Raw genomic sequence first — 23,498 nt, 5'->3', positions numbered from 1 at the left:
CCGTTTGCTCACAGGTCATCCGTACTGGCGTGCGCGAATACGTCGACGCCCATGTCGGCGCCGGTAAGGTCAGGCATGCCGCTTGTCAGCCACGTTTCGACTCTCGTGCCGGATGTTTGATAGGATACGGTTACTTCCGGATCCTGCACGGACATCATCATGACGGACACCTTCGCGTTCGCCCCGCTGCCCGAGGTGAGCTGCACGACGAGGTATTTGCCGGCAAGATCGACGGACTCGTCGATGCGGATCGATCTCGCAAAGCCCGCGCCTCCGGCTTGCTCCTCTCCGATGGACAGCAGCGGCGAGACGACATTGATCGTAAAGGTGCTCGTTCCGCTCTTCCCGTTCGCGTCCGTCGCGGTATACGTGACGGTATAAGCGCCGCCTTGCTGCGGGATGAACGTATTGGACGTCAGCTCAACGGCGGCGTTCGCTGGGTCTTTGACGTCGATTGTCGGGACAAGGTGCTGTCCGGCCGCATCGATCGCGGAGCCTTCCGGCAGGGTGATGGCTTTGCCGACTTTGCCCTCGGCAGGCACGTTGTCGACGGTAACGACCGGATTCACGATGCCGGCATGGATGCTGTACGTCTGCAGCGCGACATTGCCGGAGCTGTCCGTCGCTTGATACGTCACCGTGTAGTCGCCGGGCAGCGCGATCTTGAATTTGTTGTCCAGCGCGTACAGGCGTTTTCCGTTCGGATCCTTGATGTTCGGGTAGGCATAGACCTTCGGCGTTTTGTTGTCCGTCGCACTTGCCGATGGAAGCTGAACGTCGTCGCCGATCGACGCCTCCGCCGGTACGGTGCCGTTGTCGTTCAACGTGATGACGGGCTTCTCCGTGTCCTTCGCGGCGGAATCCTGCAGCCCGAACGGCTGGATCATCGTTTGGCCACCCGGGCCGAACATTCTGGCGCGGATGTACTTGCTGACTCCCGGCGTCGTATTGACGTTCACGGTGCTGCCTGTCGCCACTTGAACGCCGTTCGCGGATACCCACTCGATCGTGTCCGCCCCTTTCACGTCCAGCGTAATCGTGCCCGCGGCTTTGTCTACGCGGATGTTATCGATCGTCGGAGCCGGCACGCCCGGATCCGGCTTGTTATCGTCCTGACCAAGCACGACGCGATAAGTGGAGAAGTAGGTTTGGCCGTTGATCAACGCATTGCGGGCGTCATCCTGGGTCAGATCGTTGACCAGCAGGTTGGTCCAGCCGGTTCCCAGCGTGGATAGACCGTCGGAATGCGTATCGTCCGAGGCCGTTCCGAAGATGTTGCGGTTCGGCATCGTCTGGGTTAACAGCGTGTCCCACAGCGGTTCGCTGTAATTGTTGGTGTACTGCCCGGAATTCAAAACTTCGATGCCTCTTACCTGCGGATAGGCAAGCAAGGCGAGATCGGCGTTCGGGTCCTCGGTGGATCCGCCGCTTCTGCTCGGATGGGCAATGTAGATGATGCCGCCCAAATTGCCGACATTCATGATGTTCTGATCCATGCCGTTCGTGACGTCCGGACCCATGCCGGCTTTATCGCGATAATCGGAGAAATAACCCAAGATATGCGTGTTCTTGCTGATTTCGTTGCCCGGAATGGAAATGAGCGGCGAATTCGTCAAGCCATAGTCGCTCCAAGGGTAGGATACGAAGTCATGGTCCGTGATCGCGACAGCTCCGAATCCCTTCGATTCGTAGATCGGAATTCGGGAAGCGACCGTGCCGGACACGCCGTCATTCCATTCCCCGATCGGCGCATTCGTATTGCTGGTATGGTTATGGAGAGCCGTTTTCACCGTGTGAACGGTTGTCCAATCGATGCCTTCGTACGGGTTGATAATGTCCCACTTGGGATCGGCGGCGCTGACGGTTATGGTAAACGAATTCGTCGCATTCATCGATGCGCTGCCGACAGCCGCGTTAACCTTGTAGTCTCCTGCAGTCAACACGTTGCCCGCGACTTTGAGGGCATTGCCTGTAATGACAAATTTGCCGTTATCCGGACCTAGCTGAGCATCTTCAACCAGACTGTACGTATAGTTGGAGCCGTCCCCGCCCTTGGCCGAGAAGGTGCCCACGACCGCGTTCGGTTCAACGCTGGTCTTGCCTTCCTTTAAGTTCGCCGTCGGCTGCAAGGTATAGTCGGAAATACCCGATACGGTCAAATGAACGACGAGACTCGCCTTCAGGCTATACGGATTCGAGAGACCGGACGGCAGCGTGATCGTGCCCGAAAGCGTATAATCGCCGGTTTGATTCAGGTTCAGTGGGCTCGTGTCCCACGTCACGGCAACGTATTTCTCCCTGCTGTCCGCGAGCGTGACATTAACGGCGTCCGGAAGACCGAGCTCGCTCAGCGTGACGCCGGGAGCTGCGGTAATCGGAGCAAGCGTTCGGACGGAGGCAACGGCGCCGGGAGCGGAATCGGCATCGGAATTATAATCGAATTGCTGCGTCATGCCATAATAGCCGTCTTTGGAGGCGGCGACCTTGACTGCCATGTTGACCGGAACCTTGAATGGCGCCGTGTACGGCTTGGCCGTATCCGAGTCGGACGGATCGCTGCCGTCCGTCGTATAGCGGATCTCGCTACCGGCTGCGTTGCCTGCACCATCGCCGTTCTTTACGATTGTAACGGGGTCTCCGGAGACGAAGGCCGAAGGCTCCGGACTGACCGCGAACGAGACGTTCCGGAAATCATAGACGACCGCGGAACCGCCCTGGAGTCCGGTTGTCGCGGTCGAGCCCTGCAGTACATAGATGCCCCGATAAAGCGCATAGCCCGCCGGATCGGAAGCGGTAATCGTCGAATCCTTCAGCGTCATCACATTCGTGACCGTGTTCGTATAAATCGAGCGGCCCTTCACCGTGGTAATCGTGGCATGGTCCGCATTGACGCGAATATTGGCGCCGACCGCATCGATCGTATAGGCGCTGCTCGAAGAGAACTGCGACTTCACCGCGGCGTTTACGATATTCAAGGTGGTGTTGTCCTTCAATTCGACCGGATGCCCCGTGCCCGTGGCGGGCTGCAGTACCGTGACATTGTCCCCGATCGTTAACGTGGAGCCCGTGGCGACGCTGATTTTGTTGGCGCCGAGGTCGAGGGTGACCGCCGAATCGGCATGCAGCTCCACCTCGCCGGATACGGTCAACGCGCTGCTGAACGCGATGTCGCCGCCAATCTTGATGCTTACCGGCTCGCCCTCGCTTTTGGCATTGGACACGGCCGCGGACAATTCCGCGAACGTCGAGGCGGTCGCATTTTCAGGGGCTGCGGCCGATGCCGGGATGCCGATGATATTGACGGCCAACAAGGCCGATAATATTATTGGCATTAATTTCCTTTTAATGCTTTTAGAGTAAATCATACGCACTCTCCTTATGATTTTGAAATTACGATTAAAGTATCATAGGTTTGTCACGCTCATGTATGTTGAAATTTAAGCTATCGAAAAGCAATATCGATGGATAAATCAATTATTCATAAAAAATATAATAAATTAATTTAAAAGTTTTAAAAATGAACGTTCCTGCATTTTCACCGCCTACGGCATGCAAAACAACCCAACGCCCGTGCCGGGACGTTGGGTTGAGCCATGAAGCATGGACTGCCGGCAATCGCGCACGATCGCATCGGCAGGTTAAAGCAAGAGACTCATGCTGATCGCGACGGACAGCAGGCAGAGCACGATCGACGGAATGGCTTTCTGAAACGAATCCTTGGCCACGACCAGCAGGATGAAGGCCGCTGCCAGCATGGTGGCGCCTAGTAATAGTCCGGCTGCTGCCGCCGTCATAGCGTACCAGAGCCCCGCGAACATGCCGAGCGAGCAAACGATCTCGATGAATCCCGTCATGAAATTAAAAAACGGCGGCAGTCCGAAGCGCTTGAATTCATGCGCCATTTTGCCGCTGATGATTCTAACCCCCGTGAACATAAAAAAGATGCCGACAAGCACTTGCAAGATCATGGTAATCATCGATTGATTCTCCTTTGACTCGTTTTTTCGATGCATTTATATGCTATAGCATATAATAGGCCAGTTAAAGCTAACGCCAAGTTTCATTCGCTCACCTCCCTCGCTTATTCCTCATTGACGCTCGCGTAGAGCTTCTCGAGCATCGTTTTCAACTCGTTGATTTCCGCCGCGCTCAGGTATCTCGTGGCATGATGATGCGCCGCGATCACGACGGGAAGCACCTCCGCTTTGAGCGCTGCCCCTTTGCCGGTGAGGTATAGGTTATGCGAGCGTTTATCCGTATCATGGACGAAACGTTTGACCATTCCTTTCTTCTCCAAGGAATGAATCATGCGGACAACCGTGGTCTGATCCCGGTCGATCGCTTCCGCAAGCTCTTTTTGCGTCGTTGCCTTATCGCCGTCCAGCACGCCGAGAATGCCCCATTGATCCGGGGTGATCTCGAACGGCTTCAGCTGCTTCGTAAAATAATTGTTCATCTTCACGTCCGTGCGATGTATCTGAAATCCCGTAAAATCGAATAGTTCCATCGTCGTCTCCTTTGACAGGCAACCGTCTTGCATGAATTATATATGCTATAGCATCCAAATGCAACAACAACTGCATCGCAGGCCTGCATTCGCGCATGAAACAACGAAAAAAGCGAAAATCCCCAGTCGGGGATATTCGCTTAACCTACTCGGAACGCGAAAGCGCAGCGCACGGCCTGCTCAATCGCCTGAAGATGAATGCCCGTCTCGATTCACGTCACTAGCTGACCGTAGAACGCGAGAATCGGCATATACGTTCCCGAATCCAGCGGCAGGAAGCTTGAAGGATTCATCCGGTAAGCCCCGTGCACGAGCGTATCCCCCTCTGTCGCCCTTGCCAGCTTCAAGGTGATTTCGCTGCGGGCGGTAATTTGCCAGCTGTCGATCGCGAGCTCGCCGTTGCGATCCTCGACCGAAAATACCGGCGAGACGGATCCGATCGCCAGCAGGTAACCGGATACGTTCGCGAAGCGCAGGCGAATGCCCTGCAAGCCATCCGTTTCGGCGAAAGCGGCGGAAGCGAGGCAGGGCGCCTCCGCATGCACGGCCGCACGCCCGTATACATGCGCCAAGGCCGCCTTGCCCATTCGCTCGCCGATGAGCATATTGCCCGCGGGACTGTTATGTATGCCATCGGACAACGGACAATCCAGGGCCGGAACGACATACACGTCGGGAATCGCGAGCGCGGCTTGGCGCTGCGCTTCGCGCACGCGGCCCCAGGACCGGTCGGCGTCCTCGGTCGCCGCGTCCGTGCAGCGATTCAGCTGCACCGTCAGGACCGGCAGGCTTGCATCGTTCAGTTCGCGGCGCCAATGCCGCACGGCCTGCCCGAAGCGTTCCAGGTAGCTGGCCGATTCCGCGGGCGTGCAATCCGAGCAGCCTTGATACCAGAGGATGCCGCGCACCTTGCCGCCGGCGGATTGAATAACCGACATCATATTGCGGTACAGCACGCCGTCCTCGTCCGGATTCCACGCTTTCAGCGGAGACCCGCCCAAGGCGGTTTGCAGCAGGCCGATGGGGACGCCGACCTCTTTGCGCAGCAGCTTGCCGAAAGCAAGAAACGGAGAATGGCCCGGATTGGCCCATTCCCGGTTCTCGAAATGAATGGAAGCCGTGGATTCGTTAAAGGGATGCGACGCCAAGTCCCACTCCCCGTTGTTGCGCAGCAAGTGGATGCCCAGCTCGGGCGCATCCTGGAATGGGCCTTTGCCGTAACCGGCGGCGTTGCTCTGTCCCGCGATGACCCACAGATCGCCGACGCCGATGTGGTGGATCATGTCTCCGCGAACCGCCCATTCCAATGCCGGATTGCCGTCCAGCTGCAAACACGTTTCCAATCGATAGAGTCCGCCCTGCGCAACGGCGTGCAGGGTGATCGACCATGCGCGCCCGGGCTGCATGGCGGCCGGCCGCCAGGCCAGCACCTCTCTCCCGTCCTCCTCGCCGACGACCCGGACGTAGACCTGCGCGACGTTGAATTCGTCTTCTTCGCGCATTGCCCACGTCCCCGATAACGCGATGTTGCCGAACCCGTTTTCTTGCTGAATGATCGCCCAATGCCGAGGCCCTTGTTGAATGATAGCTCCGATCTGTTTCATCTGGATATCACGATCCTTTCTCCCGGCCCGAACCGCTGGCCCATAACCATAATATACCATGGGCATCGAGGGCGAGTGTACGGTTGCTGAGGATTCATTTTACTTGCGTTTCTTCTTCCAATATAGGTAAACGATTATGGCTACGATCACGCAGCCAATTAGATTCACGATCGGCCAATTGCTTTCAATCCACATTACGAAACACCGCCTTAACGAACCCGTATGTCCGGTCCCTATTGAAGCACATCATTATGATCCAGGTTTCTAATGGATGCAAATCCCAAGCATATGCCTACGAATGCCAGCGAAAAAGGAACAATGACCGTCATGGAGAGCGAGACTCCGGAGGGGGAGAAATTGAGCGCCCCGCAGATCAGAAGCGAAGAAATGATCGTCGCCGGTGTAGAATGCGTCTTCATTCCAACATAAAACGGGATGAGACTTATACCGGTCGCAGTCAATCCCAGATAGACCAGATTCATCCCTTGACGAAGAGCTGCTTCCGGAGAGAGCGAGCCTGGAAAAAAGTGCAGTAACATATTCCCTATAATGAATACGAAGGTTGTCATGGCACTTGAAACGATGACCGCAATAAATGTCCACCCGGAAACGATGCATGCTTTCGCCACTATCAGCTTCTTTCGTTTGACGGGGTAGCTGAATAACTGAAGAATCGTTTTGTTGGCAAACTCCTCGACAACCAATTTAGCTATCAGCACGGAGGCAAATACGATAAATACAGTTCCGTTCATCACATTGATTAAAGCAAAGGCAGAAGGGTAATCGGTGAACAATTCTCCGGTCGAGCCCGTGTCAGTCCGTTCTACGACAGGAAGAATTACGCCAATCGATGCGAGCGCCAACGATAAAATGATCGTTGTGCGGACAAAAGCCCTTAGCTTGAGTTTCTTCAACTCGATCCGGATGAGTTTAATCATGACCATGATCTCCTTGAGTCAGCTCCAAATAATAATCTTCCAGGGAGCCGCTGACGTTTCGAATCGAATCGATTTGAATATCATGCTGGATTAATGTATTGTATACGTCCCTTTGCTCGACATCGTCCGAAATACGTATGATATCGTTTCGCGCGACGACTTGTAAGAGCCTAAGCTTCTGTTGCAATACGACAGCAGCTTCCTTCGCCTTTTTCGTAACGACTTCCATATAACCCGCATGCCTTCCGCGAACTTCGGCCATCGTTTGTTCCGCGAGCAGTTTCCCGTTCTTGATAACGCCAATTGCATCGGCTAGTTTATCCATTTCGTCTAACTGATGACTGGAGATGAGAAGGGTAACGCCTTGTTCTCTATTTAGTTGTTGAAGGATATCCCGGACTTCCTCTACTCCTTCTTGGTCCAAACTGTTCAGAGGCTCGTCCAAGATCAACAACTCGGGTTGAGCGATCATTGCGCGAGCGATCCCCAATCGCTGCTTCATGCCGAGCGAATATTTTCCGACCGCTTGTTCGCGATTCCAGTATAAGCCGACAAGCTTCAATACACGCTCAATTGAACGATCATGCGAAACGTTCATATACGCATTATGAATATGCAAATTTTCCAAAGCGGTCAGCTTCTCGTAGAAGATCGGGTATTCAATCATGCTCCCGATTCGTCCTAACTGGCGATAAGAACCTGGAACCAAGGTTTCTCCGAATAATTCAATAGATCCGCGAGTTGGCTGCGCAAGGTTCAGGATCATCTTCATGATCGTCGTTTTTCCGGATCCGTTAGGTCCTAGAAAACCGTAAATCTGCCCTCTCTTAATAGTCATGCTTACATCCGCAATGAGTTGTTGCCCCTGCACGGTCTTGAATAAACCGTATGTTTTGACGAAATCGATCATCCTATTGCTCCTTCATTGACAGCTTTTATATCCTCAACAGTATTCATATACTATTTGGTATTTTAAGTCTGTATGGTATTATTGTCAAATATAACTTTTTGACGGGAATATCGGATTTATTAGCATGAGGAGGTAACCGTGAGCAGAATACGTCTAACGCGAGAAGAACGAAAACGGGAAACAAAGCGTCATCTCATAGAAGCAGGGGCTGGCGTGTTTGCGCGAATGGGCTTTCATGGGGCGTCGATCGATAGGATTGTCGAAGAAGCGGGCTATACGAAAGGAGCATTCTATGCGCATTTCGAGTCTAAGGAAGCGTTGTTCATGTCCCTTTTTGAAGAGCAGTTGCAAATCGAGGTTGAGAGTGTCGTCACTGTACTAGGCGATCGATTTACGCTTGATCAGTTCATTGCATTCATGACCAAAAATTTCGAGTCCGGCTGGAACGAACACCGCACTTGGGATTTTTTGAAGATGGAGTTTGTTCTATTTGCGATGAGGGACGAATCGACGAGGCAAGCTTTCGCCGATATCGTGCTGCGGTCGGTACGGAGATTGGCGGAAGATTTGAAGCCATTGCTTGAAGACGGGAACGAAGGAGAGTTATCCGCGGAGGGGATTGTTTGGATGCTGGTCTCGCTCGAAAGCGGCATGGCCATTTATCGCCACATTATTCAGGATGATATGCCGAAGCAACTGTTTGAATATTCCCTTCTCCACATCTTTCGGGTTGCGAGGCCGGACTCCAATGGTCAGTAAATAGAAGGGGCTAAGAGCATTGCGAAGTCCTTAGGCGTTAATCATAGCGAACCCAGATGCGGGTTCGCTTTTTCTTTTGGTCGGCGGTTCTCCCCTCGTGACTCGCCGTTCATGTTCATATCCGCATCCTGCGCCTCAATCCTGCATGGTTCCGCTCACTTCGGCGAGACCCCCTGACAAACGGAATTGACAAACTTAAATGAAAAGTATTATCACTTAACGAATGAAGCGCATGACGTTACAGGCCTGCGCGCGCAGTCTGCCTCGAAAGGAAGTCTCGACATTCAAGGATATCCTCGCCCTCGAGCCGGCAATCTTGATTTTGCTGCATGCGTTCAACGAACGGGAGCGCATGGCGCATGTCCCCTGCCTCTCTCGTCCGACATGGGCTTGATCGCCAACGAAAAGGTAGCCCAAAACGTTCAGGAAATCGTATCCCGATAGCTCCAGCTGCATGCGATAGGCCGGTTGCACCAGCAGGGTGACTACCCGGCCTTTTGGCGTTCGTCGTCCATTCCTGCTGCATAGAATTCGCTTGATTTGGTAATCTTAGCCACATTGCATCCGAAAGGAGGAACTGATCGGTTTGAACGGAATCACCCCCTTCCAGTTGTCGATGCTGCTGATTACCTTTATCGGAGTCTCCAACCATGTCATCCTGATTCCCATCCTGCTGGATACCGCGACCCGCGACGCATGGGTTTCCGTCTTGGCCGCGATCGTCCCTTCCTTGCTGTTAGGGTTGCTGTACGCTTACATCTACAAACATATTCCTTCTTCGCTCGGCACATGGGTGAAGGAACAGACGAATTCGCTGGTCTGGTTCATTTTCACGCTCCTGTTCTCCGTTTATTTCTTTACGCAGGCGAGCATCAGCTTACGGGATACGATCGTATGGACGAATACCTCCTACTTGACCTACACCCCCACTTGGGTAGTCGGCCTATGTCTCATCGGCATCTGTTATTTCACGGCAAGGAAGGGGCTGGCCGCGATCGCGATCACCAACGGCATCTTGCTGCCCTGGATCGTGCTGCTCGGCCTCTATATCATGACCGTGAATTTTCAATTCAAAGCATATGGCTACCTCTTCCCGATCTTCAAACATTCGGCACAGTCGATCGCCCAAGGCGCTTGGTACACGACGTCGGGCATCACGGAGCTTTTCCTCGTGTTCTTCCTGAAGGACGAAGTCAAGGGAAAACTGTCCCGCAAAAATCTGCTGCTGGTCGTTCTCATGCTGATCGAGCTGACGCTCGGGCCGTTGACGGGCATCATCGCGATGTTCGGCCCGTTCGAAGCCGAGAAGCTGCGCTACCCGGCGTACGAGCAGTGGCGCATGGCTTCCATCGGCAGCATGTTGAGTCAAACCGACTTTTTGTCCATCTATCAATGGTTGGCCGGCGCGTTCATACGCATGTCGCTGGCGATCTACATCATCCAAACCCTATGGGTGAAAAAATGGCGGCATCCCGAGATCCTGTTCCTTCTGATCGCCTTGTTTCTCTTTGCGGTCAATCTGCTCAAGCTGTCGGACGTGAAATTCCATGATCATGTGAAGACGTACTATACGGGATCAAGTCTGCTTTGCGGCGCGATGAGCGTCGTGCTTTTGATCTGCATTTGGACGGGAAAGTCGAAGAAAGCGGTGAAGCCCCTTGGCTAACAGAAGCGAAAGCGACGTCCGGGCGTTATTCGAGAATTGCGGCGATGTGTCATTCGAGCCGAACGGCAGCTTTCTGTTCATCTTCTGCGAAGGCATGTCCAATCGGCAGCAGATCAACGAAATCAGCACCGTCGACATGGAGGTTTGGCGGCAGCACCCCGTAACCCTTACGCACGAATGGAAGAACGAGCTCGCCGCAATCGTGTTCAATGGCAACTTGCTCCTTTTCGATGCGTCAACGGCATGCTTTTACGCGCAATACGTCGCGGACCCGCCCCAGCGCAACCCGGAAGAGTCCGTTACGGAAACGGCCACGAAGGGCGCCCGCGACGGATTTACCGAAAGCCTCGTGACGAACGTAGCGCTGATCCGCAAGCGGCTGGGAACGCCGACGCTCAAAGTGGAATCCTACACGATCGGCGTCCGGAGTCAGACCTCGCTATGCCTGCTCTACATCGAAGATATTGCGAATAAGGACGCCGTCGACGAGGCGCGGACAAGATTGCGGAACATTCACATCGATGCGCTCATTACGAGCTCTCAGCTGGAAGAAGCCATATCGGATAGAAGCAGGTCGGTATTACCGCTCATCGACAATACGGGACGGCCCGATTTTGCCGCGGAGTACCTGATCGGCGGACGCTTCGTGATCTTGCTTAACGGTTCGCCGTTAGCGATCATTGCCCCGGTTACGCTAACGGCGCTCATTAAATCACCGGAAGACGGCTATTACCGAGCCGTCATCAGCTCATTTCAACGCTTAATCCGTTTATTCGGCTGGCATTTGGCATTGTTCCTGCCCGGGTTTTACATCGCGCTGATCGGATTCAATTTCGAGCAGGTACCGCTGCCTCTGTTAGCTACGATCGCGACGAATCGGATCGGTCTTCCGACCTCGCTTCCGCTAGAGGCGATAATCGTGCTGATCTTGTTCGAACTGTTCAAGGAAGCAGGGCTCCGGCTCCCGAAGTCGGTCGGACCGACGGTAACCGTCGTCGGCGGCATCATCGTTGGCGATGCCGCCATACGAGCCGGCATAACGTCCCCGACGGTCACGGTCGTCGCCGCGACCACGGTCATAGCGGGCTACACGCTCGTAAACCCCACGCTCAGCGGCGTCGTGTCGATCGTCCGCATTCTCATCATGATCGTTTGTTCGATGCTCGGGATGTTCGGGTTCTTCCTATCCGTCTTCTTCGTCATCGCCTATTTATCGGATCTCAAATCGTTCGGGGTCCCTTACCTCTCTCCGCTTTCACCGCCTTCATGGGGAGATATCCGAGGGGCGCTCCTAAAAAAAGCGGCGAATCAAATGAAAAAACGTTCGCAAAACCTCCATTTGCGGGACGAGACGAAGATGAGGGACGGAAAACGATGAAGCGGATCTGGAAATCGGCTGTCATCGGCTGCTTTGCCATATCCCTCTGCGGATGTTGGGACGTCAAAAACATTCAATACTTCAATTTCGTCAATCTGATCGGCATCGATTACGCCGACGGGAAATACAAAATCTATGCGCAGATCAACGTGCTTGCCTCCATGGCCAAACAGGAAGGAAGCGGAAGCACGGAGAACCCGGTCGTGGTCGGCAAAGGCGAGGGCGACAGCATCGGGATGGCGATGTACGATCTGCAGAAGGAAAGCCAGATCCGAACCGATTGGACGCAGAACAAGGCGTTTATCTTCAGCGACCGCATGCTTGCCAGGGGGGTCTTCGATATCCATGACGAGCTGATGCGAACGCGCGATCAACGCTACACGCCCTGGGTGTTCGCGACGAACGAAGACCTCGCGAAGGTCCTCGGCACGAAGCCGATTACCGGAAGCTCCTCGATCAACACCTTGTACTATCAGCCGAATCTCTTATATAAACAGATGCAATCCTCCTTCGAGCCGGTGAATTACCAGCATTTCATCCGATCCTCGAGAGAGCCGTTCGAGACGGCGCTGATCGATCATATCAAGCTCTCCGAGAACTGGGATAAAGACGGCAAACCGATTACGCTGCCGATCGTGAACGGCCTGGTCGCTTTGAAGGACGGGAAGAGCACGGGCAAATTCAACCGCGAGGAAGTAAGCGGGGTGAAATGGTTAAAGGAGAGAACCGTGCGCGGCCTTCTCCCTCTCAAGGACGATCAGGGCGCCTTCGTCGGCACCGCCGCGCTTAAGAACAACAAGGTCAAGAAAACCGCCGCGTATAAGGACGGCAGCCGAATCGTCCGCCTGTACATCAGCATGGACGCCTCCCTTCGGGAACAGAAACGACCGCTCGGATTGAAAGCCGTGAATCAGTTGATCCGGAAGAACATCGAGGGGGAAATCATGCAAACCTACGAAGTCGGAAAGAAACGATCCGTCGACCTCTACTCCTTGAACGAAGTCTGGTACCGCAAAGGTCTCGCCGTCAACGAGGATATCCCGGGGCTTGAGGTGCATGTCAAAGTCAATCTCTTGGCCACGAACATGTTCGAGCTGCGGGAGTAGCTGGAGCTTGTGGTTGCGGAACTTTTCATGGGACGAGTATGGGTATGGAGGGAACTTCATAGGTTCGGCAAGCAATCGATCATCCAGCCTATGGCCTTGTTCAGATCCAGCGGCCGATGGAGCAGCAGGCTTGCCCATAGCGCGAGACCGATGCATGTAATGACGATAAAAGCCCATTTCTCGCGTCGCCGGGGGTTCATTCTCCCCATTATCATGAATCCCCCTGCGACGAACACGACGAATAATCCGATTAATCTGATCATGCGATGCGCTTCTCCCTCTCTCTTCTATCGAGGTTGATCTCTTGGCGGTAATAAGTGAATTTTAACATAATATGTTAAATAATAATAATTATCCTCCGTACACGATTTCCCGCTAGTACGTGCCCTATAACCAAACGACCGCTCCCCGGTATTGTGCCGGGAAACGGTCGCTGCGATTGTCTTTATGATTCTTGGAACGCTTGACCTTTTTGAGCCGGCCAGGCCGTGTTCAATGATCGGCGCGAAAGCTCGAATCATGGCTAAGGTACCGAAGACATGCGTATTGAACTCCAAATGGAATCGCATCCTGCTCCTCGATCCGTCTCCTGATTTGCGGCTGCGCGCGGATCATCGACTAGGCGCCGAAACCGGTACCAATCAAACAAGGCGGCGCCAGGGCAATTTTCCCTGGCACCGCCTTTTTTTGGAATGCTGCGTATGTTAACCCATCGACAGACCGATCGAGGCGTTCTCGTCGGGCGTACCGAGCCAATAGCCGTACGCGATAGCCACTTCCACGAAATGCATCAAAGCAGCCGGCTCGGGCGGACCCGGCGGCACGGAAGCGGCGGGGCGGCCGATTTCATTGAAAAATTTACCCATTTTGACCGTGGATGCGATCAGCAAGGTTACCTTCTCGCTCGAGGCGTTCCGCCAAGCGTGCTTTTGATTGGACGGAATATCTACCGTATCGCCGACCCGGTGCACCGACCATTTATCGCCGTTCCAGGCTTCGATCTCCCCGGAAACAACGACGAACGTTTCCCGATCCTCATGGCTATGAACAGGAACGAATACGCCGGGTTCAAGCTCGCCTCTCATCAGGCAATAGCTCATGCCGTCCGACAATTCCGTTAAATGCTGTAGACGCGGTCCAAGTACATCCAAAACTTCTGACATTACGCATGCTCCTTTTTTGAAACGTATCGTTTTCCAGTACTGTCAATCCTTGCGGCTTCTCGATCCGCTGACGCTGTGTTAAGATCGATTCATTTGATAATAACGCGACTGGTACCGTTACGGAACATCCGCTATGTTGGAGGGGTATTACCATTCGTTATAGGAGGGTCGCAGGATGCAGGTGGAATGGTTCCGCAGCTTTACGCAAGCCGTAAGATGGAAGAGCTTATCCAAAGCGGCCGAGAAACTCAGCTTGACTCAGCCGGCGATCAGCAAGCATATCCGGCAGCTCGAGGTTGCTTACGACGTCGAGCTGTTTCGCCGCACCGCCGCGGGGGTCGAGCTGACGGAGGCCGGCAGACGCTTTAGCGAGCGGATCGCGCCCGTCGTGCAATCGCTTGATGCGATCGAAGCGGAGATGCGCCAATACGCGGCCGAACCGGGTTATACGCTCGGCAGTCTTCCGAGCGTCATGAAGCTGGTGCTCCCGGGAAGGCTCCGCGATTATCATGCCTCCGGTTATCCGGTTACGGTCAAGATTCGGCAAATGTCGGCCGAGCTGCGGGAAGAGCTTCAACAAGGCGATCTCGACGCCGCCCTGATGGATGCGGCTTTCGTCGGAGGCCGGCTGTGGAGCAAGGAGCTGTTCAGCGAATCCTATATCGCCGTGCTACCGGCAGGCCACCGGCTCGGACGACGAGAAGCGCTCGGCCTGGATGATCTGAGGGACGAGCATTTCGTGTTCGCGACGCAGAAATGCGAGGCGCACGCGCAGTTCAGCGCGATCGCGGAGAAGTACGGGTACCGCCCCAACGTCAAGCTCGAAGTCGACGAGAGCGTTGAATTTCTGTTCAACGTTGCCGTGGGCACCGGCATCACCGTGATGCCGGAATTGTTCCGCGCGGAGGCGGAGCTGCTGGGCTTGCACGCCGTGCCCATCGCGGAACCCGAACTGCGCCGCACGATCGTGCTTGCCGCTCGCTCGGCCGACATCGGCTCCAAGTTATATCGTCAGCTGGACATCAAGCAGCTTTCGGCCGCCCAAGCGGAATAAGCGTTAACAAAAGATGCCTCTCGCATTAACTTGTCCGCTTAAAGATGGCTTATAAAACGCGCAGCTCCGTCGGTTCTTGAGACGGATTATCGACTGCCGCTTGTTCTCCCAGGGAACAAGCGGCTGTTTTCGGATTGGTTCGCGGCATTAGTTTGCCCGCGATATGCTCGATTACCTATCGCATAACGCGGCCGGATTGCGCAAATGCTACACGAATGGATTGCATTGGAAGGAATGGAGCCGGCATGACACAACACATTCCCGTCGAGGTGAGCGGCGACATCGCGGTCAATCGCGAGGCGCTGCGTGACGCTCGTCCTGCAAACAGAAAATAGACCGCTGAGCATTCAGCGGCCTATTCGATACTGCATGTATGCGGTTATACGCTTCTCCGTAAGAAGCGCTTAAGCTGACTGGCGAACGCACGCTGTGTACACGCACCATGCGTTTCGGCTTTTCCTCGCCCAATCGGGCTCGCTTCAAAGCTTGCCGGCCCGGACCGGTTCGTATGCGGCCGCCTCGTCGGCGGTATCTGGCCCGTCTATGGCGAACGCCGCCGCGCTGCGCAGCTTGACGATAATTTTCCGAATGCTTTCGCCGGACAAATGATAGTCCCGTTCCAAGTCGGGTACGGTGCTTCCGTCCTCGTAACGCCGGTAGATCTCTTCGTTGCGGCGCTCGATCATGACGCGCGAACCGCTTTTTTCGCCCCATGCGGCGCGCTCGTTTTGCTGCTTCGGAATATAGAGCAGTTCTCCTTGAATATAGCGTTGAAGCTCCTCCAATAGTCTAGGGGGAAGCACATCTTTTCCGTTTTTGTAATTCAACGCAAACCTCCTTCATCGTTTGGGCCCCAACATCGCCTTCGGATATCGATTTGTTCACGTTTCCTTCCCCCTCTCGTCAAATTGGAAAAAGCGCGTCCATGCCGCAGCATCGCGCTTCTTTGATCAGTATAAGTGAAAACGGTTCATTCCGTCATCCGTTCCATGTTATAAAAAGGGAGGCCGCAAGGCCTCCCTCCGCATGGCGCTTTTCGCTTTAGGCGAAAAGCACCTCCGTATGCTTGATCAACTGAATCAGCTCCTTTCGCCAAGATTTCGTCGGCCCGACATCTATATTAACGCATGCGAAGCCATGCTCCGGCAAGAGAAAGAATGGCTATAATCGTTTTCTACTTCAAGTTCACCCTTTGAACCCAGAAAAAAAGCGCCTTCATGGCGCTCCGGAAATAAGTAATTACCCGATCGTTATCCTTTGTTTGCACTCGAAGATCGCCGCTTCATAATGGCGCGTATCATCATATACTCCAATATAATTACCACCGAATTCGTCGGCAACCAATCCCTTCGTATTGCAAAAATCTTCGTTTAACTTCGCATTAAGTTACGGAGACGATTTTATCGATCGCGATGACTCTCAGTCCGATCCCGCTTGATATCGCGACCGCGTTATCGTTTACGAATGCCACGGTTCCTAACAGCAACATGCCTCCGTCGAGCACGACTTGTACAGTCGCTAACGTAGCCGCGCGAAGGATTAACAATTCTCTGATATATTCCATGTTGGTTCCTCCTGTTCGTGTGAATAGGATAATATATTACATTCGAAACGCGCATGTTCTAGTCTATTAAACTATCTATTCCAAGCCGGAACAATTCTGAAAGCGGCGGAACCGATAGATCGGAGGCAGGTTTCCAATGAAATTGACCGATCGGCTTGAAAACTATTTTTCGTTATTTCACAAAATAACCGTTTTTCTCTCGAACGGCAAAATCGTGCGCGGTCATATCATTCAGTTGCATGACGATTTTTTGACGATCCACGATAAAACTTTCGGTCCGATCGATATTCCCTATCCGTCTATCGTCGCCGTGGCTCCCGTGAGAAATATTCGAGCAAGGACGACAAAAAGAAAGGCACGACCAAAAAAGAGACGTCGCGCCCCCGTCGATTGAACCCTCCAGGGCTAACCCTGCTTCGCCTTTGCCCGGATGAGCCGGCTGCCCGGCTATGCAGATCCGTGACCTGAAGGCGAAGAAGCGATTGATTCGTATTTGTTGTTGACTTAAACCATGGTTTAAGTCGTATGCTAGTCCTGTCGGCAATGCAAGCTTAACTTTTGGAGGCCTCCGGATGAAGTATTACTCGATCGGCGAAGCTTCGGCCAAATTGAACGTTCCCGAATCCACGCTGCGTTATTATGAAAAAAAAGGACTGCTCCCGCACCTTGAGCGCGACGAGGCGGGGAGGCGACTATTTTCGGAGGATCATCTTACGCTGCTCGGAATCATCGTCTACTTGAAAAACACGCATATGCCCATTAGCGTGATCAAACAGTACGTTGACTGGGTCGCGGAAGGCGATCGCACCGTCGAGCAACGGCTTGACATGATGAAGAAGCACAAGCAAGCCGTGCTGGCCGAAATTGCGCTGATGACGGAATCCCTGAAGGGCATCGACAAAAAAATCGCGCGTTACACCAATCGCGCTCAACAGGGAACCGAAGAATGCTAGGTTGAAAAGAGCATGGGAGAAGCAAATCACGGAAAAGAGGAACGCGAATGAAACTGACGGGAAATACGATACTCATCACGGGCGGCGGCGCAGGAATCGGACTTGCTTTCGCGGAGCGCTTCATCAAAGCCGGAAGCACGGTCATCGTAACCGGACGGCGCGAGGAAGTACTGGCGCAAGCGAAAGAACGGCTCCCCGGCTTGATTACGCGCGTCAGCGATTTGAATATCGAATCCGAGCGCGCGGCATTGTTCGATTGGGTCACGACGAACTATCCGGACGTGAACATGCTCGTGAACAACGCCGGAATCCAACAACGCTTTAACGTGCTGAAGGCGGATGCGAAGAACGACTGGCGGCATTTCAGCCAAGAAATCGCGACGAACCTCGAAGCCCCCATCCATCTTGCGATGCTGTTCGCGCCTTATTTTGCGGCAAAAGCGACGGCGGCGATCATTAACGTCACCTCCGGGCTCGCGTTTACCCCGTTTGCGATCGCCCCGATCTATTCGGCGACGAAAGCGGCGCTGCATTCCTTCTCGATGAGCCTGCGGCTACAACTTTCCGGGACGCCCGTGGAAGTCGTCGAAGTCGCTCCGCCGGCGGTGAATACGAATCTGGGCGGATCGGGGCTGCATATTCACGGCGAACCGTTGGACGCCTTCGCGGACGGCATATTCGAAGGACTTGCCGAGGGAAAACCGGAGATCGGATACGGCACTTCCGTGAATCGCTTGCGCATGTCGCGAGACGATATCGACGAATATGCCCAAAAGATTTACGAGGCGACGAAAAGCGCCGTCGAATAACCACGCGTTCGAATAAAGCAAATGACGAAAAGCAAAAACGAAAAGCAAATGACGAAAAGCAAAAACGAAAAGACCAAAAAACGAAAAGCGAAAAACAAACGCAAGACGCAAAAAACTCGCCGCAGGTTGGCGAGTTTTTTGCTGTGCCGCAGTATTACGTCTTCTGCCTCGCCCGCCGCATCCCGCGCGATCACATCGCTTGTTCGGCTTCTTGCCCCTGGGCGTCCGTCTCTTGTCGCGGACATGAGCCATAGGCTTGAACCCAATCCCACATGGCGGCAAAAATCGGCTGCAGATGCATCCCGCGTTCGGTCAGCTCGTATTCGACATGCAGCGGTACGCCGGGATATAACGTGCGCGTCACGATTCCGTTCTCCTCCAGCATGCGCAACCGGTCGGTCAGCGTCTTCGGGCTGATCGGATGCAGCGCGCGGCGCAATTCTCCGAAACGCTTGGTGCCATTGAACAATTCGCGCAAGAGAAGCAGGCTCCACTTGCCGTCCAATATGGTCAAGATCGGTTCGATTGCCCCTGGACAGGTTGGACTGATCATCGGTAACCCTCCATGCTTCATTTTTTGAAACTATTGCACATTAATGTAACTACTTTTCAAATGTACCACAATTCGGTACGATTGTGAACAAGACAGGAACATTATGGGAGCTTAAGGAAAGTTGAGGCGACAACTATGAAAAGATCATTTGAAGTAGATTCCGCGGATTATCCCTTCGAGGACCGCTGGATGCCCTATGGCGACGGATACCTGCATTACATCGACGAAGGACAAGGACCGACGGTACTTCTCCTGCATGGGAACCCCACGTGGTCGTACCTTTATCGCAATGTCATTCGGGAACTGCGCGGCGAATGCCGCCTTGTCGCGCTGGATTACCCCGGCATGGGGATGTCCAAGGCTCCGTCCGAGTACGGGTTTACGCCGAAGGAGCATGCGGAAGCCGTCATGGACTTTATCCGCCGCATGGCGCTGACTGATTTCGTGCTCGTCGTGCAGGACTGGGGAGGACCGATCGGAATGCATTACGCGGTGCAGGACCGGGATAATCTGCGCGGCCTCGTGCTGATGAATACGTGGGCGTGGCCGGCGACGCTGCCGGCGATGAAGATGTTTTCCTTGGCCATGGGAGGCTGGCCGCTGGGCTACTGGCTTCAGACCAGGCGGAACTTCTTCGCCAGCAAAATCGTTCCCCACGGGATCTATCATACGGATCGCATTTCGGATCAATTAAGAAAAGCCTACACCGACCCGTTCCCTACGCCGCAATCCCGAAAACCGACATGGATATTCCCCCGGTCGATCCGGAAGGCGCGGCCTTGGCTCGCGGAGATCGAATCGAAGCTGCCCGCGCTGAATGATTTACCCGCGCAGATCCTGTGGGGCTTGAAAGACAGCGCCGGATTTCCGGCCTCCGAGATGAACAAATGGCAGGGATACCTCAAGCTGCATGAAACGGAGGCGCTCGAAGACGCCTCGCATTACGTGCAAGAGGATCGGCCCGATCGGGTTGCGGCCGCCATTCGGCGAGTGATTGAACGATCGGCGCGGACTACGACATCGACCATGCCCGATAGGTAGTGTAGCGTCGGGTCCATTAATTCGAGTAGCCGCCCTACTCCTGTTGGATGCCTCGATGCTTGAATATGGTGCGAGCGATGTCACCGTCTCCCTCGAATCTCGATAACGTCTTTGAATACTTTATCTTCCAATTCCCAATGAATTTGAATACTCATTCTGTCCTTTTCCATTGCATCGAACGTATTAAAATTCCGATCCTTGTCATTAAATTCATATTCAATTATTACACGCTCCGATTGCTTTGTTTGCTCGTCGTTAGACGGAAATTCATTAACGTTTACGGTCTGCGTATCCAAGAGCGTTCCTTGAGCAAACGTTAAGTTTTTCATTCGATGCAGGTCATTGATCGGTCCTGAATATTGATAGGCAATCTTAAACCGTTTCTTCCCTGCTTTAAATTGTATTTCCGGACTCACGGTTGCCTTCCAATATTGACCCTCGCCTTTAAATGTACGTTGTACGTCCTCTTGTTTTGAACAAGAAAGCAAGTTCAGCGAGAATACAAATACGAACATAATCAATATTATTTTCATTCATGTTCTCCCGGTCTTAAAGATATTACCTGCCTTCGAAGGATTAAGCATGCGAATCGATCTATCGGACGTTATTTTATACTTATGGGTTTTAACGGCGCCACGATACTCCCCAAACTATACGCCAAATAACGCTTGTAATTAATTGTATCTCACTTATGTCGATATGACTTATAAATCATGAGCATTGCCTGATTATCGCACTTCCAGATGGTCGCAAAAAAACGGCCCCGCCATCGCTAGTCTCAGCTAGCAATGGCGGGGCCGTTCACTTCGGCTGCATTTGCAGCCAATATAACATTTCATAACTACAGTTAACGGGTCCTAACGTCGATGGCAATTACGACTTATCGTCCGGCGAGAGCGGCAACCGAAGCCCGGCTTGCTCCAGCAGCGGGATGACGCTCTCCCCGAAGTAAGCAAGCTCCGGCTCGTAATCGTAGAACGTAATCTGAATGCCGTCGATGCCCGTCGCGTGAAGCTGCTTCAGTTGCTCCGCGACTTCCTCGGGCGATCCGATGATGTGCAGATGTCCGCCGACGGCCCGCCCCCTGGCCGAATGCTCCAGCCAGGACTGGCTGTCGCCCGCGGCATGCCGCGAGGAGAAGCTGCGGATCGAGCCGAGGTCGGCATGGTCCATGATCGCTTGGTAATAGGCGAACGCTTCTTCCCGGGTCGGCCGCACGATGATGGTCGGATTAATGATCACCCGCACTTGGCGGCCGCGGGCGGTCGCAGCGTCCTTGACCTGCGCGACATGCGCGGGAAGCTTGGGCAGCGCGTCGGCCAGCTTCTCTCCGGCCGGACTGGAGACGAACACGATATCCGAATACCGCGACGCGTAGTCGAAGCCGGCCGGCGAGCCGGACGCCGTCGCGAGCACGGGTCGTCCGTACAGCGGACGGGGCGAGACGTAGGCATCCTCCAGGGAATAGAACTCCCCGTTATACGTCAGATTATCGACGCCCGACCACAGCGCGTTGCAGATACGGGTGAATTCGGCCGATTTGGCGTAGCGCTGATCGTGATCCGCTCTGGACAATCCGAACATCCGCGGCTCGTTCTCCGCGTAGCCCGTGACGATATTCGCCCCAAAGCGTCCTTGCGAGATATGATCGGCCGTCGCCAAGAAACGCGCGAGATGCATCGGATGCCACGGGCCGTACAGGACGTGGATCGTGCCCATCAGCAGGATCCGGCGCGTGACCGAAGCAAGCGCGACCGCCGACACGAACGGATCGAGGAAGTTTTCCCGGTAATGGGACTCTCCGCCGAAGCCGCCCTTGGGCAGCCACTGGGATAGGCCAAAGGCGATATCGAAGCCCAAGTCCTCCGCTTGCCGCGTCAGCTTGGCGTTATAGTCGAACGTCCAGTCGGTTCCCCGGGGCAGCGTCGATTGCGACCACCCTCCCGTTTGCAGCGGCAGAAACAGACCGAGCATCAGCGGTTGGGCAAAGGCTTTGGACAGCGGACTGTCCGGATGGTTTTGCGGCTCCTCGGTCGTCCAAAGAAGCGTTTCCGGTTGTTGCGGTGCGCTCATCGTGTACCTACTCCTATCCGAAAATATAAAATGGCGGCGCGCCGTTCCCCCGCTTGGAGCAGGTTCGTTCGCCTTTTTCGATCAGGCATTCCATACGGAAGCATGGAACACTTCTTCCGGGGCGAGCTCGCGGCCGAGCAGGCCGTCCGCGCGCAAATAGCCCATGAATTTGACGATCTGCGCCCAGTTCGCCTCGGCGCCGTACGGCCAGATATCGTCGTTCATCAACCGCGACGAGCGTTCGACCGATTCCCAGAGCCACGGATCCGAGGTATTGTTCTTGATCGTCTCCAACAGTCCGGCGACGCCTTCGTTCTTGATGCCGAGCAGCAGCTCGTACATCCGCTTGGGCAGGTCCGGGTAGCGTTCCACGGTTTCCGCTTTCAGCGACACCAGATGCATGATCGGGAAAATGCCCGTCCGGTCGTAATAGGCCCGTTCCTCGTCCCACACGTCCGGAATCAGCCGGCGCACGGCGCCGCCTTCGCCCGAAGCCGGGAACAGATTAGCCGGCGGGCGGCGGGCCGACATCACGGCATCCACCCGGCCGTCGACGAGCGCTTCGAACAGATCGCCTTCCGTCAGCGTGGCCGGAATCTCCACCGGCACCCGCTCCGGACGGAACGTAAACCACTGCATTTCGCCCTCGGCGATGCCCCATTCTTCCCGGAACATGCCCCGGACCCAGACGGCGGCCGTCATCTGAAACTCCGGAAATCCGAAGCGCCGTCCCTTCAGCTCGGACGGATGGCGCCACGGGCTGTCCGCGCGCACGTAGATCGCGTTATGCCGGAAGGAACGGGACAGAAACACGGGAATGGCCGTAAGCCGGGCGTCTCCGCCTCCTTTGGCGATCAGGTAAGAGGCCAGCGACAGCTCGGATACGTCGTACATCGCCCGCGAGATTTGGTTGATGAAGATTTGCTCGACCGTTTCCTGCTTCGCTTCCAATTCAAAACCGGGCAGGCGGCGCGCGCCGGACAGCAGCTTCAGCGTCCGGTCGCTCTCCGACATCGCCATCGTCAACTTCGGTTCGGTCATTTACAATCGGCTCCTTTCGTTGATCCGTATCACGAGTGATCGGCTTCGTCACGCTAGTCGAGCGCAGTCGCCAGATCTTTGATCCAAGGCCGTCCGCTCAGCGGCTCGACGCGAACTTCGCTGCCGGCCTGCGCGCGAATGCTGCACAGGAAACCGGCTTTGCCGTCCACGATGGCCGAGCATTCCTTGCACGCGTTGGCCGAACGGCACGAATACCGCACCGCAAGCGAAGGATCTTCATGCTCGCGGATCCAAAAGATCGCGTCCAGCAGGCTCATTCCTTCCCGGTAGGGCACTTCGTACGTCTCGACGGCCGGCTCCGAGCCATGCTCGCCGCGGGTGACCTGCAGCTTAACGGTGGACATGATGATTCCCTCCT

The 23,498-nt window shown here is 54.6% G+C and carries 24 protein-coding genes; 9 read left to right on the top strand and 15 right to left on the bottom strand.

What is annotated here, in order from left to right; genetic code table 11:
* Positions 1-8: 8 nt before the first annotated feature.
* The 6 genes from AC50YL_RS19535 to AC50YL_RS19510 all read right to left on the bottom strand — a co-directional run bounded on the left by AC50YL_RS19535 (position 9) and on the right by AC50YL_RS19510 (position 7,959).
* Positions 9-3,332, bottom strand: coding sequence for an FN3 associated domain-containing protein (locus AC50YL_RS19535; RefSeq protein ID WP_494834065.1), 3,324 nt, complete (start codon positions 3,330-3,332; stop codon positions 9-11).
* A gap of 306 nt (positions 3,333-3,638) precedes the next feature.
* Positions 3,639-3,977 (bottom strand): DoxX family protein, encoded by a 339-nt coding sequence (locus AC50YL_RS19530; protein ID WP_494834064.1) that lies wholly within the window; start codon positions 3,975-3,977, stop codon positions 3,639-3,641.
* Positions 3,978-4,081: 104 nt separating this feature from the next.
* Entirely contained in the window at positions 4,082-4,507 is a 426-nt protein-coding gene (locus tag AC50YL_RS19525; protein ID WP_494834062.1) for a MarR family winged helix-turn-helix transcriptional regulator, read from the bottom strand.
* Positions 4,508-4,719: 212 nt separating this feature from the next.
* Positions 4,720-6,111, bottom strand: coding sequence for a sialate O-acetylesterase (locus AC50YL_RS19520; protein ID WP_494834061.1), 1,392 nt, complete (start codon positions 6,109-6,111; stop codon positions 4,720-4,722).
* A 233-nt stretch (positions 6,112-6,344) separates the two neighbouring features.
* Positions 6,345-7,049, bottom strand: a complete 705-nt coding sequence (locus AC50YL_RS19515) for a DUF2705 family protein (protein ID WP_494834060.1) — start codon at positions 7,047-7,049, stop codon at positions 6,345-6,347.
* Positions 7,042-7,959, bottom strand: a complete 918-nt coding sequence (locus AC50YL_RS19510) for an ABC transporter ATP-binding protein (RefSeq protein ID WP_494834058.1) — start codon at positions 7,957-7,959, stop codon at positions 7,042-7,044. Before AC50YL_RS19510 ends, AC50YL_RS19515 begins: the two co-directional genes overlap by 8 nt.
* A 138-nt stretch (positions 7,960-8,097) precedes the next feature.
* Here AC50YL_RS19510 and AC50YL_RS19505 point away from each other — a divergent pair, with 138 nt between their 5' ends.
* From AC50YL_RS19505 to AC50YL_RS19490, 4 genes are all read left to right on the top strand, one after another.
* Positions 8,098-8,718, top strand: coding sequence for a TetR family transcriptional regulator (locus tag AC50YL_RS19505; RefSeq protein WP_494834056.1), 621 nt, complete (start codon positions 8,098-8,100; stop codon positions 8,716-8,718).
* Between the two features lie 586 nt (positions 8,719-9,304).
* Entirely contained in the window at positions 9,305-10,384 is a 1,080-nt protein-coding gene (locus tag AC50YL_RS19500) for a GerAB/ArcD/ProY family transporter (RefSeq protein WP_494834054.1), read from the top strand.
* Positions 10,377-11,762, top strand: a complete 1,386-nt coding sequence (locus AC50YL_RS19495) for a spore germination protein (protein WP_494834052.1) — start codon at positions 10,377-10,379, stop codon at positions 11,760-11,762. Before AC50YL_RS19500 ends, AC50YL_RS19495 begins: the two co-directional genes overlap by 8 nt.
* Positions 11,759-12,868 (top strand): Ger(x)C family spore germination protein, encoded by a 1,110-nt coding sequence (locus AC50YL_RS19490; protein WP_494834050.1) that lies wholly within the window; start codon positions 11,759-11,761, stop codon positions 12,866-12,868. The genes AC50YL_RS19495 and AC50YL_RS19490 overlap by 4 nt, the downstream gene beginning before the upstream one ends.
* 56 nt (positions 12,869-12,924) lie before the next feature.
* Here AC50YL_RS19490 and AC50YL_RS19485 read toward each other — a convergent pair whose 3' ends face one another.
* Both AC50YL_RS19485 and AC50YL_RS19480 read right to left on the bottom strand, forming a co-directional pair.
* Positions 12,925-13,131: a hypothetical protein gene (locus AC50YL_RS19485; protein WP_494834048.1), complete on the bottom strand. Its 207-nt coding sequence runs from the start codon at positions 13,129-13,131 to the stop codon at positions 12,925-12,927.
* A gap of 441 nt (positions 13,132-13,572) precedes the next feature.
* A complete protein-coding gene (locus AC50YL_RS19480; RefSeq protein WP_494834046.1) occupies positions 13,573-14,031 on the bottom strand; it encodes a cupin domain-containing protein in 459 nt (152 codons plus the stop codon).
* A 175-nt stretch (positions 14,032-14,206) separates the two neighbouring features.
* Between AC50YL_RS19480 and AC50YL_RS19475 the strand changes: the two genes are divergently transcribed.
* Positions 14,207-15,085, top strand: coding sequence for a LysR family transcriptional regulator (locus tag AC50YL_RS19475; RefSeq protein WP_494834045.1), 879 nt, complete (start codon positions 14,207-14,209; stop codon positions 15,083-15,085).
* A 479-nt stretch (positions 15,086-15,564) separates the two neighbouring features.
* On the opposite strand, the gene AC50YL_RS19470 is transcribed toward AC50YL_RS19475, so the two are convergent.
* Both AC50YL_RS19470 and AC50YL_RS19465 read right to left on the bottom strand, forming a co-directional pair.
* The gene (locus AC50YL_RS19470) at positions 15,565-15,912 is read right to left on the bottom strand and encodes a CD3324 family protein (RefSeq protein WP_494834043.1); all 348 of its coding nucleotides are present in this window, start codon (positions 15,910-15,912) and stop codon (positions 15,565-15,567) included.
* 554 nt (positions 15,913-16,466) lie between these two features.
* Positions 16,467-16,649 carry a hypothetical protein gene (locus AC50YL_RS19465; RefSeq protein WP_494834042.1) on the bottom strand — a complete coding sequence of 61 codons (183 nt, stop codon included), beginning with the start codon at positions 16,647-16,649 and terminating at the stop codon, positions 16,467-16,469.
* Positions 16,650-16,785: 136 nt separating this feature from the next.
* On the opposite strand from AC50YL_RS19465, the gene AC50YL_RS19460 reads away from it, so the two are divergent.
* From AC50YL_RS19460 to AC50YL_RS19450, 3 genes are all read left to right on the top strand, one after another.
* Complete coding sequence (locus AC50YL_RS19460; protein WP_494834040.1) at positions 16,786-17,043, top strand: hypothetical protein; 258 nt, start codon at positions 16,786-16,788, stop codon at positions 17,041-17,043.
* Between the two features lie 178 nt (positions 17,044-17,221).
* Positions 17,222-17,602, top strand: coding sequence for a MerR family transcriptional regulator (locus AC50YL_RS19455; RefSeq protein ID WP_494834039.1), 381 nt, complete (start codon positions 17,222-17,224; stop codon positions 17,600-17,602).
* Positions 17,603-17,649: 47 nt separating this feature from the next.
* Entirely contained in the window at positions 17,650-18,411 is a 762-nt protein-coding gene (locus AC50YL_RS19450; RefSeq protein WP_494834037.1) for an SDR family oxidoreductase, read from the top strand.
* 190 nt (positions 18,412-18,601) lie between these two features.
* On the opposite strand, the gene AC50YL_RS19445 is transcribed toward AC50YL_RS19450, so the two are convergent.
* A complete protein-coding gene (locus AC50YL_RS19445; RefSeq protein ID WP_494834035.1) occupies positions 18,602-18,964 on the bottom strand; it encodes a winged helix-turn-helix transcriptional regulator in 363 nt (120 codons plus the stop codon).
* A gap of 135 nt (positions 18,965-19,099) precedes the next feature.
* Here AC50YL_RS19445 and AC50YL_RS19440 point away from each other — a divergent pair, with 135 nt between their 5' ends.
* Complete coding sequence (locus tag AC50YL_RS19440) at positions 19,100-20,005, top strand: alpha/beta fold hydrolase (protein ID WP_494834033.1); 906 nt, start codon at positions 19,100-19,102, stop codon at positions 20,003-20,005.
* Between the two features lie 80 nt (positions 20,006-20,085).
* Here the strand turns inward: AC50YL_RS19440 and AC50YL_RS19435 are convergent, their stop codons facing one another.
* From AC50YL_RS19435 to AC50YL_RS19420, 4 genes are all read right to left on the bottom strand, one after another.
* Positions 20,086-20,538, bottom strand: a complete 453-nt coding sequence (locus AC50YL_RS19435) for a hypothetical protein (protein WP_494834032.1) — start codon at positions 20,536-20,538, stop codon at positions 20,086-20,088.
* A 340-nt stretch (positions 20,539-20,878) separates the two neighbouring features.
* A complete protein-coding gene (locus tag AC50YL_RS19430) occupies positions 20,879-22,078 on the bottom strand; it encodes an LLM class flavin-dependent oxidoreductase (protein WP_494834030.1) in 1,200 nt (399 codons plus the stop codon).
* Positions 22,079-22,159: 81 nt separating this feature from the next.
* Positions 22,160-23,119 (bottom strand): substrate-binding domain-containing protein, encoded by a 960-nt coding sequence (locus tag AC50YL_RS19425; protein ID WP_494834028.1) that lies wholly within the window; start codon positions 23,117-23,119, stop codon positions 22,160-22,162.
* 53 nt (positions 23,120-23,172) lie between these two features.
* Entirely contained in the window at positions 23,173-23,484 is a 312-nt protein-coding gene (locus tag AC50YL_RS19420) for a 2Fe-2S iron-sulfur cluster-binding protein (protein WP_494834026.1), read from the bottom strand.
* Between the last annotated feature and the right edge of the window lie 14 nt (positions 23,485-23,498).

The organism is Paenibacillus sp. J22P277 (assembly GCF_059383675.1).
Note: the sequence above shows the minus strand (reverse complement) of the source record. Positions and strands in the feature narration are given on the sequence as shown.

Excerpts from the sequence above, each read along its gene's own strand:
- AC50YL_RS19535 (WP_494834065.1), bottom strand. The coding sequence starts at position 3,332 with ATGCCAATAATATTATCGGCCTTGTTGGCCGTCAATATCATCGGCATC.
- AC50YL_RS19530 (WP_494834064.1), bottom strand. The coding sequence starts at position 3,977 with ATGATTACCATGATCTTGCAAGTGCTTGTCGGCATCTTTTTTATGTTC.
- AC50YL_RS19525 (WP_494834062.1), bottom strand. The coding sequence starts at position 4,507 with ATGGAACTATTCGATTTTACGGGATTTCAGATACATCGCACGGACGTG.
- AC50YL_RS19520 (WP_494834061.1), bottom strand. The coding sequence starts at position 6,111 with ATGAAACAGATCGGAGCTATCATTCAACAAGGGCCTCGGCATTGGGCG.
- AC50YL_RS19515 (WP_494834060.1), bottom strand. The coding sequence starts at position 7,049 with ATGATTAAACTCATCCGGATCGAGTTGAAGAAACTCAAGCTAAGGGCT.
- AC50YL_RS19510 (WP_494834058.1), bottom strand. The coding sequence starts at position 7,959 with ATGATCGATTTCGTCAAAACATACGGTTTATTCAAGACCGTGCAGGGG.
- AC50YL_RS19490 (WP_494834050.1), top strand. The coding sequence starts at position 11,759 with ATGAAGCGGATCTGGAAATCGGCTGTCATCGGCTGCTTTGCCATATCC.
- AC50YL_RS19485 (WP_494834048.1), bottom strand. The coding sequence starts at position 13,131 with ATGATCAGATTAATCGGATTATTCGTCGTGTTCGTCGCAGGGGGATTC.
- AC50YL_RS19480 (WP_494834046.1), bottom strand. The coding sequence starts at position 14,031 with ATGTCAGAAGTTTTGGATGTACTTGGACCGCGTCTACAGCATTTAACG.
- AC50YL_RS19475 (WP_494834045.1), top strand. The coding sequence starts at position 14,207 with ATGCAGGTGGAATGGTTCCGCAGCTTTACGCAAGCCGTAAGATGGAAG.
- AC50YL_RS19465 (WP_494834042.1), bottom strand. The coding sequence starts at position 16,649 with ATGGAATATATCAGAGAATTGTTAATCCTTCGCGCGGCTACGTTAGCG.
- AC50YL_RS19460 (WP_494834040.1), top strand. The coding sequence starts at position 16,786 with ATGAAATTGACCGATCGGCTTGAAAACTATTTTTCGTTATTTCACAAA.
- AC50YL_RS19455 (WP_494834039.1), top strand. The coding sequence starts at position 17,222 with ATGAAGTATTACTCGATCGGCGAAGCTTCGGCCAAATTGAACGTTCCC.
- AC50YL_RS19450 (WP_494834037.1), top strand. The coding sequence starts at position 17,650 with ATGAAACTGACGGGAAATACGATACTCATCACGGGCGGCGGCGCAGGA.
- AC50YL_RS19445 (WP_494834035.1), bottom strand. The coding sequence starts at position 18,964 with ATGATCAGTCCAACCTGTCCAGGGGCAATCGAACCGATCTTGACCATA.
- AC50YL_RS19440 (WP_494834033.1), top strand. The coding sequence starts at position 19,100 with ATGAAAAGATCATTTGAAGTAGATTCCGCGGATTATCCCTTCGAGGAC.
- AC50YL_RS19435 (WP_494834032.1), bottom strand. The coding sequence starts at position 20,538 with ATGAAAATAATATTGATTATGTTCGTATTTGTATTCTCGCTGAACTTG.
- AC50YL_RS19430 (WP_494834030.1), bottom strand. The coding sequence starts at position 22,078 with ATGAGCGCACCGCAACAACCGGAAACGCTTCTTTGGACGACCGAGGAG.
- AC50YL_RS19425 (WP_494834028.1), bottom strand. The coding sequence starts at position 23,119 with ATGACCGAACCGAAGTTGACGATGGCGATGTCGGAGAGCGACCGGACG.
- AC50YL_RS19420 (WP_494834026.1), bottom strand. The coding sequence starts at position 23,484 with ATGTCCACCGTTAAGCTGCAGGTCACCCGCGGCGAGCATGGCTCGGAG.